At 62.7% G+C, this 13,764-nt stretch carries 17 protein-coding genes; 6 read left to right on the forward strand and 11 right to left on the reverse strand.

From position 1 onward, the window contains the following. Positions 1 to 87: 87 nt before the first annotated feature. The 3 genes from IB265_RS08890 (at position 88) to IB265_RS08900 (ending at position 3,750) form a co-directional block, all read left to right on the forward strand. Complete coding sequence (locus IB265_RS08890; RefSeq protein WP_093234631.1) at positions 88 to 1,050, forward strand: methyltetrahydrofolate cobalamin methyltransferase; 963 nt, start codon at positions 88 to 90, stop codon at positions 1,048 to 1,050. Positions 1,051 to 1,190: 140 nt separating this feature from the next. Continuing rightward, complete coding sequence (locus tag IB265_RS08895) at positions 1,191 to 1,523, forward strand: hypothetical protein (RefSeq protein ID WP_057254103.1); 333 nt, start codon at positions 1,191 to 1,193, stop codon at positions 1,521 to 1,523. A gap of 154 nt (positions 1,524 to 1,677) precedes the next feature. Further along, positions 1,678 to 3,750 carry an ASKHA domain-containing protein gene (locus tag IB265_RS08900; protein WP_058323480.1) on the forward strand — a complete coding sequence of 691 codons (2,073 nt, stop codon included), beginning with the start codon at positions 1,678 to 1,680 and terminating at the stop codon, positions 3,748 to 3,750. 32 nt (positions 3,751 to 3,782) lie between these two features. On the opposite strand, the gene IB265_RS08905 is transcribed toward IB265_RS08900, so the two are convergent. Continuing rightward, positions 3,783 to 4,238 (reverse strand): hypothetical protein, encoded by a 456-nt coding sequence (locus IB265_RS08905; RefSeq protein ID WP_245299211.1) that lies wholly within the window; start codon positions 4,236 to 4,238, stop codon positions 3,783 to 3,785. A gap of 148 nt (positions 4,239 to 4,386) precedes the next feature. Here IB265_RS08905 and IB265_RS08910 point away from each other — a divergent pair, with 148 nt between their 5' ends. Then, positions 4,387 to 4,698 carry a hypothetical protein gene (locus tag IB265_RS08910; RefSeq protein ID WP_057254099.1) on the forward strand — a complete coding sequence of 104 codons (312 nt, stop codon included), beginning with the start codon at positions 4,387 to 4,389 and terminating at the stop codon, positions 4,696 to 4,698. A 217-nt stretch (positions 4,699 to 4,915) separates the two neighbouring features. Here IB265_RS08910 and IB265_RS08915 read toward each other — a convergent pair whose 3' ends face one another. The 8 genes from IB265_RS08915 to IB265_RS08950 form a co-directional block, all read right to left on the reverse strand. Continuing rightward, positions 4,916 to 5,401 (reverse strand): BA14K family protein, encoded by a 486-nt coding sequence (locus IB265_RS08915; RefSeq protein WP_065376572.1) that lies wholly within the window; start codon positions 5,399 to 5,401, stop codon positions 4,916 to 4,918. 376 nt (positions 5,402 to 5,777) lie between these two features. Beyond that, positions 5,778 to 6,245, reverse strand: coding sequence for an SRPBCC family protein (locus IB265_RS08920; RefSeq protein WP_192494756.1), 468 nt, complete (start codon positions 6,243 to 6,245; stop codon positions 5,778 to 5,780). A gap of 64 nt (positions 6,246 to 6,309) precedes the next feature. Continuing rightward, on the reverse strand, positions 6,310 to 6,648 hold the full coding sequence (locus tag IB265_RS08925) for a helix-turn-helix transcriptional regulator (protein WP_113737620.1): 339 nt from the start codon (positions 6,646 to 6,648) through the stop codon (positions 6,310 to 6,312). A 112-nt stretch (positions 6,649 to 6,760) separates the two neighbouring features. Continuing rightward, a complete protein-coding gene (locus tag IB265_RS08930; RefSeq protein ID WP_113737619.1) occupies positions 6,761 to 7,618 on the reverse strand; it encodes a transporter substrate-binding domain-containing protein in 858 nt (285 codons plus the stop codon). A 72-nt stretch (positions 7,619 to 7,690) separates the two neighbouring features. After that, positions 7,691 to 8,467, reverse strand: a complete 777-nt coding sequence (locus IB265_RS08935; protein ID WP_113737618.1) for an ABC transporter ATP-binding protein — start codon at positions 8,465 to 8,467, stop codon at positions 7,691 to 7,693. 2 nt (positions 8,468 to 8,469) lie between these two features. After that, positions 8,470 to 9,192: an ABC transporter permease gene (locus IB265_RS08940; protein ID WP_113737617.1), complete on the reverse strand. Its 723-nt coding sequence runs from the start codon at positions 9,190 to 9,192 to the stop codon at positions 8,470 to 8,472. Beyond that, on the reverse strand, positions 9,192 to 9,911 hold the full coding sequence (locus IB265_RS08945) for an ABC transporter permease (RefSeq protein WP_192494757.1): 720 nt from the start codon (positions 9,909 to 9,911) through the stop codon (positions 9,192 to 9,194). The genes IB265_RS08940 and IB265_RS08945 overlap by 1 nt, the downstream gene beginning before the upstream one ends. Positions 9,912 to 9,944: 33 nt before the next feature. Further along, positions 9,945 to 11,369 carry a M20 family metallopeptidase gene (locus IB265_RS08950; protein WP_093234636.1) on the reverse strand — a complete coding sequence of 475 codons (1,425 nt, stop codon included), beginning with the start codon at positions 11,367 to 11,369 and terminating at the stop codon, positions 9,945 to 9,947. Positions 11,370 to 11,643: 274 nt separating this feature from the next. Between IB265_RS08950 and IB265_RS08955 the strand changes: the two genes are divergently transcribed. Both IB265_RS08955 and IB265_RS08960 read left to right on the forward strand, forming a co-directional pair. Then, positions 11,644 to 12,300, forward strand: coding sequence for a GntR family transcriptional regulator (locus IB265_RS08955; protein WP_058327032.1), 657 nt, complete (start codon positions 11,644 to 11,646; stop codon positions 12,298 to 12,300). 246 nt (positions 12,301 to 12,546) lie between these two features. Continuing rightward, positions 12,547 to 12,945 carry a hypothetical protein gene (locus IB265_RS08960; protein WP_192494758.1) on the forward strand — a complete coding sequence of 133 codons (399 nt, stop codon included), beginning with the start codon at positions 12,547 to 12,549 and terminating at the stop codon, positions 12,943 to 12,945. Positions 12,946 to 13,099: 154 nt separating this feature from the next. Here IB265_RS08960 and IB265_RS37320 read toward each other — a convergent pair whose 3' ends face one another. Together IB265_RS37320 and IB265_RS08965 are read right to left on the reverse strand one after the other, a co-directional pair. After that, on the reverse strand, positions 13,100 to 13,228 hold the full coding sequence (locus tag IB265_RS37320; protein ID WP_255571003.1) for a hypothetical protein: 129 nt from the start codon (positions 13,226 to 13,228) through the stop codon (positions 13,100 to 13,102). Between the two features lie 140 nt (positions 13,229 to 13,368). Then, positions 13,369 to 13,602, reverse strand: coding sequence for a hypothetical protein (locus tag IB265_RS08965; protein ID WP_093234639.1), 234 nt, complete (start codon positions 13,600 to 13,602; stop codon positions 13,369 to 13,371). Positions 13,603 to 13,764: the final 162 nt, after the last annotated feature.

Consider the following 13,764-nt stretch of genomic DNA (forward strand, 5'->3'; position numbering starts at 1 on the left):
ACAAAACCGGCGCCTATCAGAAGGCGCCTATCATCGACTTCCTGGGCGTGATTACATAGCCCGACGCCAATTGACAAAGGACCCTGCATGACCCGGACCATCGTCGCTTCCGCCACCCGCGAGATCATCATCGGCTTCGACCAGCCGTTCTGCGTCATCGGCGAACGCATCAACCCGACCGGCCGCAAGAAACTCGCCGCCGAAATGATCGAGGGCAACTTCGACACGGTGATCAAGGATGCGCTGGAGCAGGTGGCAGCGGGCGCGACGATGCTCGACGTTAACGCCGGCGTCACCGCCGTCAACCCGAACGAGACCGAGCCGCCGCTGCTCGTCAAGACGCTCGAAATCGTCCAGGGCCTCGTCGATGTACCGCTGGCGATCGACAGTTCCGTCACCGCCGCGATCGAGGCGGCACTGCGCGTTGCCAAGGGCCGCCCGCTGGTCAATTCCGTCACCGGCGAAGAGGAGAAGCTCGAGGCGATCCTCCCGCTCGTCAAGAAATACGACGTACCGGTGGTGGCTATCTCCAACGATGAAACCGGAATCTCGATGGACCCGGACGTGCGTTTCGCCGTCGCCAAGAAGATCGTCGAGCGCGCCCTGGATCACGGCATCAAGCCGCACGACATCGTTGTCGATCCGCTGGTCATGCCGATCGGCGCCCTGGGCGACGCTGGCCGGCAGGTCTTCGCGCTGCTGCGGCGGCTCCGCGAGGAGCTCAAGGTCAACACCACCTGCGGCCTCTCCAACATCTCCTTCGGCCTGCCGCACCGCCACGGCATCAATGCCGGCTTCATCCCGATGGTCATCGGCGCCGGCATGACGTCGGCCATCATGAACCCCTGCCGCCCGCAGGAAATGGAGGCCGTGCGCGCCGCCAACGTTCTGAACGGCACCGACCCGAACTGCACCCACTGGATCAAGACCTATCGCGACCACAAGCCGGCCGACGGTGGCCACGTCGTTGCGGCCGCACCGGCAGCCGCCAGCGGTGGACGCCGCGGCGGTCGCGCGGCCCGCACCGGCGGTGCGGCAGCGAGCGAGTAGGTTACGTCTTGCGAGGGGGAACGGCATGAGAAGCCATCCGCGTCTCGTCGCCGCCCTCCTCCCGTCGCATTCGCGGTGATACAAACGGGAGCGCTATACCACCGACTTCGGCACCCCACCTCACAGCACAAGGGATCACCATGACACGCCGCCTTCGCCTCGACGCCGCGACCCTCTGGTTCGAAGCCCCCTTCGTCATCGCCGTCCGGCTGCAGGAGATGCAGATGGCGGCGCTTACGGGCAAGTCCCACGACGTAACCGAGCTTCACCGCATGATCTCCGAGAAGATTGCGGCCTCAGCGGAAAGCGTCATGGCCGTGAACATGGCCCTTTGGAAAGCTGCCTTCGACAACACGCTGCGGCTGATGGCCGGCGGCACGGCCTCCGGCCACGGAACGGCGATTGCGTCCGCAGCGCTCAGGCCCTATGGCAAGCGGGTGCGCAGCAACGCCCGGCGTCTATCGCGCAAGTAGCCTGACCGGCCACCAAGCCTCACGCCTTAACTGTTTGAAACAGATGCTTCCATGTCGGGATTGGACAACTATCGGGCGGCGTTCCGGTGCAGTCTGAAACCGTTTAGCCGTGCTTCGCTCACCTGTTGAAGCGGACCTGACGAAAGACTAGAGCATGCGCATCGAAGGCACTTCCGAGATCGAGACCAACATGACCGAAGCCGCGCAAAAGGAACCTCTGGTGCTGTTCATGCCTTCGGGCAAACGCGGCCGCTTCCCGGTGGGCACCCCGGTTCTCGATGCGGCGCGCAAGCTCGGCGTCTATGTTGAAAGTGTGTGCGGCGGGCGGGCCACCTGCGGGCGCTGTCAGATCGTGGTGCAGGAAGGTAACTTCGCCAAACACAAGATCGTTTCCTCCAACGAGCACATCTCGGAAAAGGGCGCCAAGGAAGATCGCTACGAGAAGATCCGCGGCCTGCCCGATGGCCGCCGCCTCTCCTGTTCCGCCCAGATCCTCGGCGACCTCGTCATCGACGTGCCGCAGGACACTGTCATCAACGCGCAGGTCGTGCGCAAGGCCGCGACCGATCGGGTGATCGAGCGCAATGCCGCCGTCCAGCTCTGCTATGTCGAGGTGGACGAGCCCGACATGCACAAGCCGCTCGGCGACCTCGACCGTCTCAAGGTGATGCTGGAAAAGGACTGGGGCTGGAAGGATCTCCTGATTGCGCCGCACCTGATCCCGCAGGTCCAGACGATCCTGCGCAAGGGCAACTGGGCCGTCACCGCCGCCATCCACCGCGACATGGATTCGTCCCGCCCCTTCATCGTCGGCCTGTGGCCGGGCCTGAAGAACGAGGCCTATGGCGTTGCCTGCGACATCGGCTCGACCACCATCGCGATGCATCTGGTGTCGCTGCTCTCGGGCCGCATCGTCGGCTCCTCTGGCGCCTCCAATCCGCAGATCCGCTTCGGCGAAGACCTGATGAGCCGCGTCTCCTATGTGATGATGAACCCGGACGGCCGGGAAGCCATGACCAAGGCGGTGCGCGAAGCGGTCAACGGCCTCATCGGCAAGGTCTGCGCCGAGGGTGAGGTCGACCGCCACGACATTCTCGACATGGTCTTCGTTGGCAACCCGATCATGCACCACCTGTTCCTCGGCATCGACCCGACGGAACTCGGCCAGGCGCCGTTTGCGCTCGCCGTCTCCGGCGCGCTGCAATATTGGGCGCACGAGATCGACATCGACGTCAACCGCGGCGCGCGGCTCTATATGCTGCCCTGCATCGCCGGCCACGTCGGCGCCGATGCGGCGGGTGCCACGCTCGCCGAAGGTCCCTATCGCCAGGACAAGATGATGCTGCTCGTCGATGTCGGCACCAATGCCGAGATCGTGCTCGGCAACAAGGACCGCGTCGTCGCCGCCTCGTCACCGACAGGCCCAGCCTTCGAGGGTGCTGAAATCTCCTCGGGCCAGCGCGCCGCCCCCGGCGCCATCGAGCGCGTGCGTATCGACCCCGAAACGCTGGAACCGCGCTTCCGGGTGATCGGCGTCGACAAGTGGTCGGACGAGGAAGGTTTTGCCGAGGCGGCCGCCTCCGTCGGCGTGACAGGCATCTGCGGCTCGGCGATCATCGAGATCGTCGCCGAGATGTACCTTTCCGGCATCATCTCGCAGGATGGCGTCGTCGATGGCGCGATGGCGGCGAAAAGCCCGCGCATCATCCCCAACGGCCGCACCTTCTCCTATCTGCTGCACGAGGGCGAACAGCGCATTACCGTGACGCAGAACGACATCCGCGCCATCCAGCTTGCGAAAGCTGCCCTCTATGCCGGCATCAAGCTGTTGATGGAGAAGCTCGATATCGAGCATGTCGACACCATCCGCTTTGCCGGCGCCTTCGGCTCCTTCATCGACCCGAAATACGCGATGGTCCTGGGCCTCATTCCGGACTGCGACCTCGACGAGGTCAAGGCCGTCGGCAACGCCGCCGGCACCGGCGCGCTGATGGCGCTGCTTAACCGCGGCCACCGTCGCGAGATCGAGCAAACCGTCAGCAAAATCGAGAAGATAGAGACGGCGCTTGAATCAAAGTTTCAGGAGCACTTCGTCAACGCCATGGCGATGCCGAACAAGGTCGACGCCTTCCCGAAGCTTTCTGCAGTCGTGACTTTGCCGGAGCGCAAGGTGACGGGCGATGATGGCGAGGGTGGCGGTCGTCGGCGGAGAAGAAGCCGGGAGTAGAGTGAGTCGGCTAAGCTGCCGTCTTCAGACCGTCATCTCAAGGCGCTCATCAGCGTCCTGGGCAGCGGCCCGCCTCGCTCGTCATGAAGCTCGAGCGAGACCGTCTCGAACAGAACCTCGATCGTTACGTCGTTAAAGGATATGAGCCAGAAACGCGGATTGAGGACTTTCCATTTGGCCGCTTCGTCACCGTCCACGACTTCATTGAACGCCCATGGACGGATTGGGTACCTGCACTCCGGCAGGCCATCGACATTCATCGGCGTAATCCGGAAATCGATAACGTCGCCGAACTTGAGAACGACATTACCGCCGCCAGCGCTCGGAGCAGCTTCATAACAGACAAAAGCGCTGAGCCCATCGTAGAGCACAGCGGGATTTGCGACAGTTCCCAACGCGGGAAAAGCCTCCTGCGGTATCGATATCTGCATGATTTGATTGTGGGCACTGTTTCTGTTGACGACGAGATGGTTCCGGTCAGCCGCCACTTTGTCAACTCTTCTGCCGTCTCGCACCGTCTGGAACGCTGCCTGACCTCTTCACCAGACGTGGACACTCGATATTTCGGCTTGCCTTAATTCCGGCGGCGGGCGACGGTCTGATGAATCGTATTCTTTGAACTGGCATCCAAAACCCATGAACGACAAGATTCTCGATACCCTGACCGGCATGTACTTCACCGTCGACGATCCCGATGGCACCTATGGCACCGGCCAGGTGGTCCGTCTCGCCGCCGAAGGCATCTATTTCATTCGCTACGACGGCAACGAGGTGGAGCTGCCGATGGAGCTCGTCTCGCTCGGCGAGATGCTGCAGACGACCGAAGAAGATTACAAGCTCTGGCGGTTCTTCGACACGATCGAGGAACGGGACAAGTGGATCGAATGGCTGGATGCGCCATCAAAGCCACGCGTCGTCACGCTGGTGCGGCCGACACCAACAAAATAAAGGTTCGCCGCAACGCTCTCGGCCGCCAACCCTGCCGCTCCTCGCGCGAAATCGGGCAACCCACCAGACTGGTCGGAAGGTGGAGACGACGGCCGTCCCGAAGCTTTCGGCCGCCGTCATTGCCAAAGGGCAAACTGGCGGCGGACGAAGGCGGCCACGGGGCATCGATGGCCATCAAGGCTTCGAACCCATGGCCACCGTCAAGCAGGCGTGCTGATCAGTAATACGGCGACACGCATTCCTGGCGCGGCCCGTAATAGGGCTGGAAAGTGTTGTCGTAGGCGTTGTACGAGCGGTAGCGGTCATAGCACCATTCGACATGCGCAGACGGCGCGTTGGAATAGACCCTGCGAGGTGGCTGCGCGATCGCGCCACCGATAACCACTCCTGCCCCGAATGCCGCCAGAGGATACCACCATCCGTCACTGTGCCGACGGTAACCGTCGCGACGGTAGCGGTAGCCCTCGTAGCCATTGTAATAGCCGTATCGTGGACCTGCATTGTAACGGTTGCCGCCGTAACGGTAGCCGTTATACCCGCGTTTGTGCGGCGGTCCGCCGTAGTGACCTGGCTTGTGGTGGATCAACTCGACAGGCTGGGAAACTGACTGCCCCACCGAAACGGGAGACATGGGCACGGCCTGCGCCGAGACCGCCGACAGTGCCGTAGCCGCGGCTACGAGTACTGCACCTATTCTTTTCATGGCATCGTCCAACTGTTGTTCGTCGGGTCATTTTCCGGCACCCGTCATGAACCTCAGATGAACGTGCGCAGCTTGGCGCAGCGTCGAACCTCAAAGCAGCGGGAGCCCATGACCAGATGAAGATCATCATTCCGTAGTGGGGCCAACAAAAAAGGCCGGGGCGAAACCGCACCGACCTTCCTCATCATCGCTCTTACACCAGTGCCAGTACATCCGTGGTCAAAAGTCTAAAGCGACGCGGCGATTGCGAGCGGCGAGAATTTTCAGCGCTCATAAGCAATACCGATGGCCGGGTGTATACGGGGCGATTGTGTTCGAAACAAGGTTGGAAGCGCGCCGCCCTCGATGCGACGCCAAACCAACCGGGCTCGACACTTCACCCCACCTTCGCCGCAAACGCTGCGAGCAGCCCTGCCCAGCCACCGTCGGAATCAAGCGAAGCACGGGCCACCTCCGCCTTCGCGCCGTAGTTGGCGAGGTCGCGATGTTCGAGCCGCACGGTGGTGCCGCCTTCCGGCGTGGGTTCGAAGGTCACCTCCACCTCGGTTGCGAAATCGGTATCGAAGGTCCATTCGGCATTGAGCTGCCAGGCGAAGAGGATCCGCTTCGGCGGCTCATAGGCGAGCCCCCGCCCCCAGTCCTTTTCCTCGCCCGAGGTGCCCACCTCATACCAACGGCCGCCGGCGGCGGGCTCGACGATAACAGCCCTCTGGCCGCTCGCCGTTAGGCTGTGGGTCTTCAGCCACCAGTCGCCCATGCGCGCGACGAAGATCTCGAAGGCGCGCTCCGGTGGAGCGTTGACGGTTACGGATTTGCGCACCGGCGCCGGCTCGATCATATGCATATCCTTTCCTCCCGTTGCTGACGTGGTCGCGGCGGAGGCGTGTCGACTGTAGGGCTTCCGCCCCCTATCGCTCCGGTTCCCTCGGCTCAGTTCCCGAAGCCTCGTCGCTTTCGGCCAGCGCCTTGAAGGCGGCTAACTGATCCTCCCAGAAGCGGTCCAGCCATTGCCTGAGCGGCCCGAGGCCCGCCGGATCGATCGAATAGATGCGCCTCTGGCCCTGAGGCTCGTCGGTGACCAGCCCCGCCTGCTTCAGCACCTTCAGATGCTGCGAGATCGCCGGCTGCGAGACCGGCAGGGACCGGGCGACATCAGCAACCGAGGAACGTCCCTTGGCAAGTTTCTCGAAGATCGCCCGGCGCGTCGGGTCTGCGAGCGCAGTGAGCACTTTTCCTTCATAAGCCATGACTTATCATAAGGCGCTACTTATGAGAGTCAACCGTTAGCGCCGCCACGCAAAAGCGCCGCGCATTCGAGAGAACACGCGGCGCTTGGGTTGAGAGCGGTGGCGGACCGCCTTATTGCGGCGTCAGGTCGAAGCCAAACCACTTTTCGGACAGGCGCTTGATGGTGCCGTCGGCCTTGGCGGCCGCGATGGCGTCGTCGAACAGCGCCTTCAGCTCGGTATCGCTCTTGCGCAGACCGACGGAGCTGCCGGCGCCGAGGAAGCCGCCCTGGAAACGGGGGCCGACGATGACCATGTCGCTATTGGCCGGCTTTTCGACCGCGGTCTTCAGATAGCCCATCGACGCCATGACGAAATCGACGCGGCCGGCGACGAGATCGAGGTCGTGCTGCTCGGTCGTCTTGTACTCGCGCACCTCGACGACGTCCTTCAGGTATTCGTCGATGAAACGTGCGGCGATCGAGGCGGTCTGGACGCCGACGGTCTTGCCTTCGACCAGCGGCTTCAATTCATCGACCGCCTTGCGCGCGCCGGCCTCGTTGGAGGCGAGCGAGAACAGTTCGCCCTTCATCGGCAGCGTTTCGAGCTCGCCGCCCTTCAGCGTCGCGAAGGCCTGGCCGGTGCTGCCGTAGGACATCGAGAAGTCGATGACTTCCTTGCGCTTTTCGGTCGCCGACATGCCGGCCATGATCGCGTCGAACTTGCCGGCGTTGAGCGCCGGGATCAGGCCGTCGAAGGATTGGGCGATGATGGTGCATTCGACCTTCATATGCTCGCAGAGATATTTGCTGAGCTCGATCTCGTAGCCGTCGAGCGTGCCGTCCGCCTTCGTCAGGTTATAGGGCGGAAAGGCGCCTTCGGTGGCGATCGTGATCTTGGTCCACTTCTTGTCTTCGGCCTGAGCCGGCATGGACATCAGCCCCGCGGCAACGGCAAGCGCCGAAGCCATGATTGCGGTCATCTTTTTCATTACAGCATTCCCCTTTTTGTGGATGTTGATTGGTTTGGTTGTTGGTAATCGGTCTGCAGCTCGCGGCAGATCTCAACTCTTGATGAACTGGCGGAAGCGTTCGGACTTCGAACGGGTGAAGACCTCGTGCGGCGGCCCCTCCTCCTCGATCGTTCCCTTGTGCACGAACACGACGCGGCTCGAGACGTCGCGGGCAAAGCCCATCTCGTGGGTCACCACCAGCATGGTCCGCCCCTCCTCGGCCAGCCCCCGCATCACGCGCAGCACCTCGCCCACCAGTTCCGGGTCGAGCGCCGAGGTCGGTTCGTCGAACAGCATCGCCTTCGGGCGCATGGCGAGTGCGCGGGCGATCGCGGCGCGCTGCTGCTGGCCGCCGGAGAGATGCGAGGGATAGTGGTTGCGCTTGTCCGCGATGCCGACCTTGGCAAGCAGCGCTTCGGCCTCTTCCATCGCCTCGGCGCGCGGGCGCTTCAGCACATGCACCGGCGCCTCGATGACGTTTTCGAGCACGGTCTTGTGGGACCAGAGATTGAAGCTCTGGAACACCATGCCGAGTTCGGAGCGGAGGCGGTCCACCTGCTTCTGATCGGCCGGACGGCTGCGCCCGTCGCTCAGCGTCTTCAGCCGGATCGCCTCGCCGGCGACCTCGATCGTACCCGAATTCGGTACTTCCAGCATGTTGATGCAGCGAAGCAGTGTCGACTTGCCCGATCCGGACGATCCGAGAATGGAAATCACTTCGCCCTCGCGTGCGTCAAGTGACACGCCTTTCAGGACTTCGACGGGGCCGAAGCTCTTGTGAAGATCGTGCACGCGGATGGCAACCGGTGCGGTGACGGCGGCGGACATGTTCAATGGGCTTCTCCCTTGAGTTCGGCAGAGATCGCCAGCGGCGCGCGCAGTTGCGGGCTCAGCCTGTGTTCGGCGAAAGCGACGAGCCGGGTCAGCGCGAAGTTGATGGCGAGATAGATGACCCCCGCGACGACGAAGACCTCGATCACCCGGTAGCTCTCCGAAATGAGCTTGGCGGCGACGCCAGTGATTTCCATCAGCGTGATGATCGAGGCGAGCGAGGTCGCCTTGACCATGGAGATCATCTCGTTGCCGTAGCCGGGCAGCGCCTGGCGAAGCGCTTGCGGCATGACGATGCGGCGGAAGATCATGAAGCGCCCCATGCCACAGGCCCGCGCCGCCTCGACCTGGCCGTGCGGGACCGAAAGCAGCCCGCCGCGGATGATCTCGCTGGCATAGGCGGCCGTGTTCAGCATCAGCGCCAGCACCGCGCACCAGTAGGGTTCACGGAGGATCGGCCAGAAAATGCTGTGGCGCACGGCCGGAAACTGGCTGAGACCGTAATAGATCAGGAAGATCTGCACGAGCAGCGGCGTTCCGCGAAACAGGAACACATAGACGCGGGCAAAGAGATCGAGCGCGAGAATGCCTGACAGACGCGCGAGCGCCAGCCCCAGGGCCAGCACCGAGCCGAGCACGATCGACGTGGCGGCAAGCTCAAGCGTCAGCGGCAGGGCCGCCGCCAAGCTCCAGAAGGTTTCGAGGGCAAATTTGATATCCATCAGCCCCTCCTGACGCCGCGCGAGAACCGGCGTTCGGTGACCTGAAGAACGAGGCCCGAGACCGTGGAAATCGCGAGATAGATCATCGCCGCGATGAAGAAGAAGTCGAACGGGCGGCTGGTCGATCCGGCGCCGATCTGCGCCTGGCGCAGCAGTTCGACGACGCCCGTGACCGAGACCAGCGCCGATTCCTTCAGCACCACCTGCCAGACATTGCCGAGGCCGGGCAGCGCGTAACGCAGCGTCAGAGGCGCGGTGATGCGACGGAACTTGAGCAGCCGCCCCATGCCGCAGGCGGTTGCCGCCTCCAGTTCGCCCGGATGCCCGGCGCGAAAGGCGCCGCGATAGACCTCGGTCTGCTGCGCGCCCGAGGTGATGCCGACCGCAAGCGCGCCAGCGATGAAGCCCGGGAAACTGACGAAACCCTCCGCTCCGAACAATTGACCGACGGCCGTCACCACGGCACTGCCGCCGAAATAGAAGAGATAGATGACCAGCAGGTCGGGAATGCCGCGCAGGATGGTTGTGTAGGCTTCGGCAAGTGAGCGAAGCAGCGGACCACCTGAAATTTTCGCCCAGGCACCGAAGGTGCCGATGACGCCGCCGATCGCAAAACCTGCGATCGCGATCAGGATCGTCATCCACGCGCCGGCCGCCAGCGCCGGCCCCCAGCCGTCAGGCCCGAAGCTAATGATGTCAAGGAAACCGGGCCCAGTCATCGCAGCGCCTCCCTTCGCTTGTCGACCGATGACTTAACCATGGCTCACTCCGGGGATCGGCGGGTCGACATCATCAGGGATGGGATTGACGAAGGGCGTGCCCTCCAGCCGTGCCGCGTGGTCGGCCTTGGCGGCGGCGATGAGCGCCGGATCGAGGATCAGCTCGATCGCCGTGCTCGCCATCACCTTTGCCGCATGCTCCATGCCCTTGTGGGCGGCCGGAAGCTTGCCTTGCGCGACCAGCTGCCAGGAGTGGCCGGGCGTGCCGATCGCGTAAGTTGCGCCGCGCATCTGCACCGTCGGCACCACCCAGCTGACCGTTCCGACATCGGTGGAGCCGACGAGGGTTCCGGCGCCGTTTTCCGGCGGGAAGATCGTGTCGCAGAGCGAAATGCCGCGGCGCAGTCTCAGGCCGAACCGCTCGAAGGCGGAGGCGATATCCTCGCCGGTAAAGGTCTCCTGGAATTTTGCCGCCATCCTGCGGTCGTCCTCATCGAACTGAGGCGGCCCCAGATGCTCGAGCTGGCGATGCATCAGCGCCTCGAGCGGCGTGTTGCCGATCAGGTTGGCGTCACCGCTGACGATCTCGTCCGTGACCGTCGTTCCCGTCATCAGCGCCGCACCCTTCGCCACGCTGCGGACGCGTTCGACGAGGTCAAGTAGCTCCGGCAGGCTGCGGGCGCGAACGAGATAGCGCGCCTTCGCGCGGGCCTGGACCACGTTGGGCGCATTGCCGCCCGTATCCGTCACCGCATAGTGGATCCGCGCCGACGACGGCATGTGCTCACGCAGATAGTTGACCCCGACATTCATCAGCTCAAGCGCATCGAGCGCGCTGCGGCCGAGATGCGGTGCCGCCGACGCATGCGACGCCCGACCGCTGAAGCGGAAGTCGAGCTCGTTGCAGGCGAGCGAGATCGGGTTGTTGACACCGGCAAAGGGCGCCGGATGCCAGGAGATCGCAATATCGACATCGTCGAACACGCCGGCACGAACCATGAAACCCTTGGAAGAGCCGCCCTCTTCCGCCGGGCAGCCGTAATAGCGGACCCGCCCCTTGATGCCGTTGGCGGCGAGGTAATCCTTGACGGCGGTGGCCGCCATCAGCGAACCGGCGCCGAGCAAGTTGTGGCCGCAGCCGTGGCCATTGCCGCCTTCGCTGAGCGGCCGTTCCTCGGCAACACCTGCCTCCTGGCTCAGGCCCGGCAACGCATCGAACTCGCCGAGAATGGCGATGACCGGTCCGCCCTCGCCCGCCTCGCCCATGACCGCCGTCGGCATGCCGGCAATGCCACGCGACACGCGGAAACCCTCGGCCTCCAGGAGGCGCGCATGCTCGGCCGACGAGCGAAACTCCTCGTAGTTGGTTTCCGGCGTATCCCAGACCCGGTCGCTGAGCACGAAAAACCGCTCGCGCTTGGCTTCAAGGAGGTCCCAGACGGCATCGGCATTTTTCATCGTTTATTAACTTCCGCAACAATAGTAACCAGAATTGGCGCCAATTTATGATAACATTTTTGGATACACAAGAGGGTCATGAAATATTTCCACCGATGTGCACAACAGCGAAAGGCGGACAAGGAAAGCCGTTCTGGCGCATTGAATTGTCCAGGGCAGCATCATAGTTTCTCCAAAAATGGAACCAATTTCGCCGCAGCAGGCGACGTGAGCCACGCGCAGGCGACGTGAGGCGCGAGGAAGACCATGCGGCAAGAGAGAGTGTAAGGCAGGAATGAGCGACGATCTGACGGAAATGCTGGCGGCCGAGGAAAAGCCCGAGGAGAAGAAGGATGTCACCGACCTGTTGCTGCACGACATCCTGACCGGGACATTGCCGGCGGGCACCTGGCTGAAGCAGATCGACCTGGAGCGCCGCTACGATTGCACCCGGCCGGAGGTGCGCCGGGCACTCGACCGGCTGTCGCAGCGACGGCTGGTGCAGCACAATCCCAACCGCGGCTATCAGGTCTACGAACTTGACGACCAGCGCACGCGGGAGATCAGCGATATCCGCGTGATCCTGGAGACCGGCGTCGCCGACCGGATGATCGCCAATGTCACGCCTGCGGCCATTGCCGAGCTGCGTGGGCTTGCCCGTCGGTTCGACGAAATGTCGTTCCGAGGCTCCATCATGGAGCACTACGACGCCAACCTCGCCTTTCACCGCGCGCTTCTGCTTCTTGCCGGCAACTCCGAACTTGTCGACGTCGTCGCCGAAATTCGCCAGCGAACGGTATCGGCCCCGGTTTCGCAATGGCGCACGCGTGCCCGCATCGAGCAATCGGCGCGCGAGCACCACCTGATGGTCGATGCGCTGGAAGCCAGGGATCTGGCTGAACTGAAGCGTCTGATCGAAATCCACATCCGCCAGGCGCCGATCAGGACCTGAGCGTCTGGCCTTTCGGCGCTTCGCCGGTCAGGCGCCTACGCAGTGCCGAAGACTGAGCCAAGAGGGGACGGCAACTTTGCACCACTTGCGGGCATGCCGAGTTGCCGTTGTTTGACGGTTGGTGGCGAGCGACATAGCAAGGGAAATACCGGCTGCGCTGATTGCCGAGAAATCGCTGAGTTTTTGAGATGATGAAGACCGCTGGCCGGCAGGACGATAGAGGAGTTTCGCAGATGCGCGTTCTACATGGATGGAGAGCTTCTGGCTGAACACGTCCTACTGTTTTTCAAAATCGAGGGCTCTTGGTACTCCATCTCGTTTTCCGATGGCGAAATGACGTTTCGACGACAACAGGAAGAGCCGCAACTGAGCGAACGTGATGGCTTTGACACGGATTTTTCCTACCCGGTTTTCACCGTCGATTCGCTCAGCAAATATGCAGGCAGAGAAGTACGTTCCACCTCGCTCTATATCGCTAAAATCCCTACCAGAGATCTTTTTGGGATTTATGTATCCTACGGCGACAACGGGTTCAGCTTTCTCGATGAAGCGAATGGCGATTATTGCTATCTTCAGGATGGTACTCTCGATACCACCGATGACAGCTTTGAACTGCTGAACCGGGATCTCTACCTGGAGATCTGAGGCGACTATTAATGTCCGCTTCGGGCCGATAAGGTCCTTGGGAACGCACGACCGTGAGGGGTAGTTCAAGCCCCTCAATCTGACGCATGACCGGCGCCGACGACTCCATGAATTGGAGCGCCGGCTTGGCCTAGCGAAGCGCCTCAGGCGAAAGCTACCCTCCAAGCGCGATCGTAACCGCCACCAGTACCGCGCCGATCGCGGCCATGGAGAAAGCCGCCTTCAGGTCGCGGCCCGTGACGGCCTTGTGCCTGGGATCGTGGCCGAGCGCCCTCACCCTCAAAGGCAGCGCCTCGGTTTCCTTGGGCGAGGATACGCGGCGCGTCGTCCGGTAGGTTATCGAGAAACCTCTCGCGGGCGCGGGGCAGCGAGGGTGATCAAGCAGCCGTCACGCTAGGCCCCGTTTGACGTCGTGCGAAGGCTTCACTCAGCCGAAAATTTCACCGTCACGCCGCGCTGGCGAAAGTATGCCTGCATCAGCTTCCTGCCGGAACGGTTGTTCTGCACGAGCCTGGCCGGGTCGAATACGGCTTCTTTCAACCCCGCCCGCGCCAACGCTGCCTTGAGGGTCGCAATATGCACGTCGATGTCGGCATTGTCCGCCTGGAGCGATTCATAAATGCGGTTGGTTGCATCTGCTACGGTCGGTTCGCTCACGGTTACACTCCTGTTGGTGTGTGGCTGGCGCTCGCCACATTCGTCGGCTTGACCCTATTGTGAAGAAAAATGCCCACGTCAATGGGTGACGATCGATTGGAGCATCGCGTCCGCTTTCGAAAATGCGGCACCGCAAGCAGACCAGGAACCGGCCCTTTCGGT

It is taken from the genome of Ensifer sp. ENS10, assembly GCF_014852025.1.
Classification (GTDB): domain Bacteria; phylum Pseudomonadota; class Alphaproteobacteria; order Rhizobiales; family Rhizobiaceae; genus Ensifer.

Bases quoted from the DNA above. Each gene is read 5' to 3' on its own strand.
- IB265_RS08960 (WP_192494758.1), top strand. From the start codon at position 12,547: ATGGATGGAGAGCTTCTGGCTGAACACGTCCTACTGTTTTTCAAAATC.
- IB265_RS08930 (WP_113737619.1), bottom strand. From the start codon at position 7,618: ATGAAAAAGATGACCGCAATCATGGCTTCGGCGCTTGCCGTTGCCGCG.
- IB265_RS08910 (WP_057254099.1), top strand. From the start codon at position 4,387: ATGAACGACAAGATTCTCGATACCCTGACCGGCATGTACTTCACCGTC.
- IB265_RS08925 (WP_113737620.1), bottom strand. From the start codon at position 6,648: ATGGCTTATGAAGGAAAAGTGCTCACTGCGCTCGCAGACCCGACGCGC.
- IB265_RS08955 (WP_058327032.1), top strand. From the start codon at position 11,644: ATGAGCGACGATCTGACGGAAATGCTGGCGGCCGAGGAAAAGCCCGAG.
- IB265_RS08895 (WP_057254103.1), top strand. From the start codon at position 1,191: ATGACACGCCGCCTTCGCCTCGACGCCGCGACCCTCTGGTTCGAAGCC.
- IB265_RS08935 (WP_113737618.1), bottom strand. From the start codon at position 8,467: ATGTCCGCCGCCGTCACCGCACCGGTTGCCATCCGCGTGCACGATCTT.
- IB265_RS08915 (WP_065376572.1), bottom strand. From the start codon at position 5,401: ATGAAAAGAATAGGTGCAGTACTCGTAGCCGCGGCTACGGCACTGTCG.
- IB265_RS08950 (WP_093234636.1), bottom strand. From the start codon at position 11,369: ATGAAAAATGCCGATGCCGTCTGGGACCTCCTTGAAGCCAAGCGCGAG.
- IB265_RS08940 (WP_113737617.1), bottom strand. From the start codon at position 9,192: ATGGATATCAAATTTGCCCTCGAAACCTTCTGGAGCTTGGCGGCGGCC.
- IB265_RS08920 (WP_192494756.1), bottom strand. From the start codon at position 6,245: ATGCATATGATCGAGCCGGCGCCGGTGCGCAAATCCGTAACCGTCAAC.
- IB265_RS08945 (WP_192494757.1), bottom strand. From the start codon at position 9,911: ATGACTGGGCCCGGTTTCCTTGACATCATTAGCTTCGGGCCTGACGGC.
- IB265_RS08890 (WP_093234631.1), top strand. From the start codon at position 88: ATGACCCGGACCATCGTCGCTTCCGCCACCCGCGAGATCATCATCGGC.
- IB265_RS08900 (WP_058323480.1), top strand. From the start codon at position 1,678: ATGCGCATCGAAGGCACTTCCGAGATCGAGACCAACATGACCGAAGCC.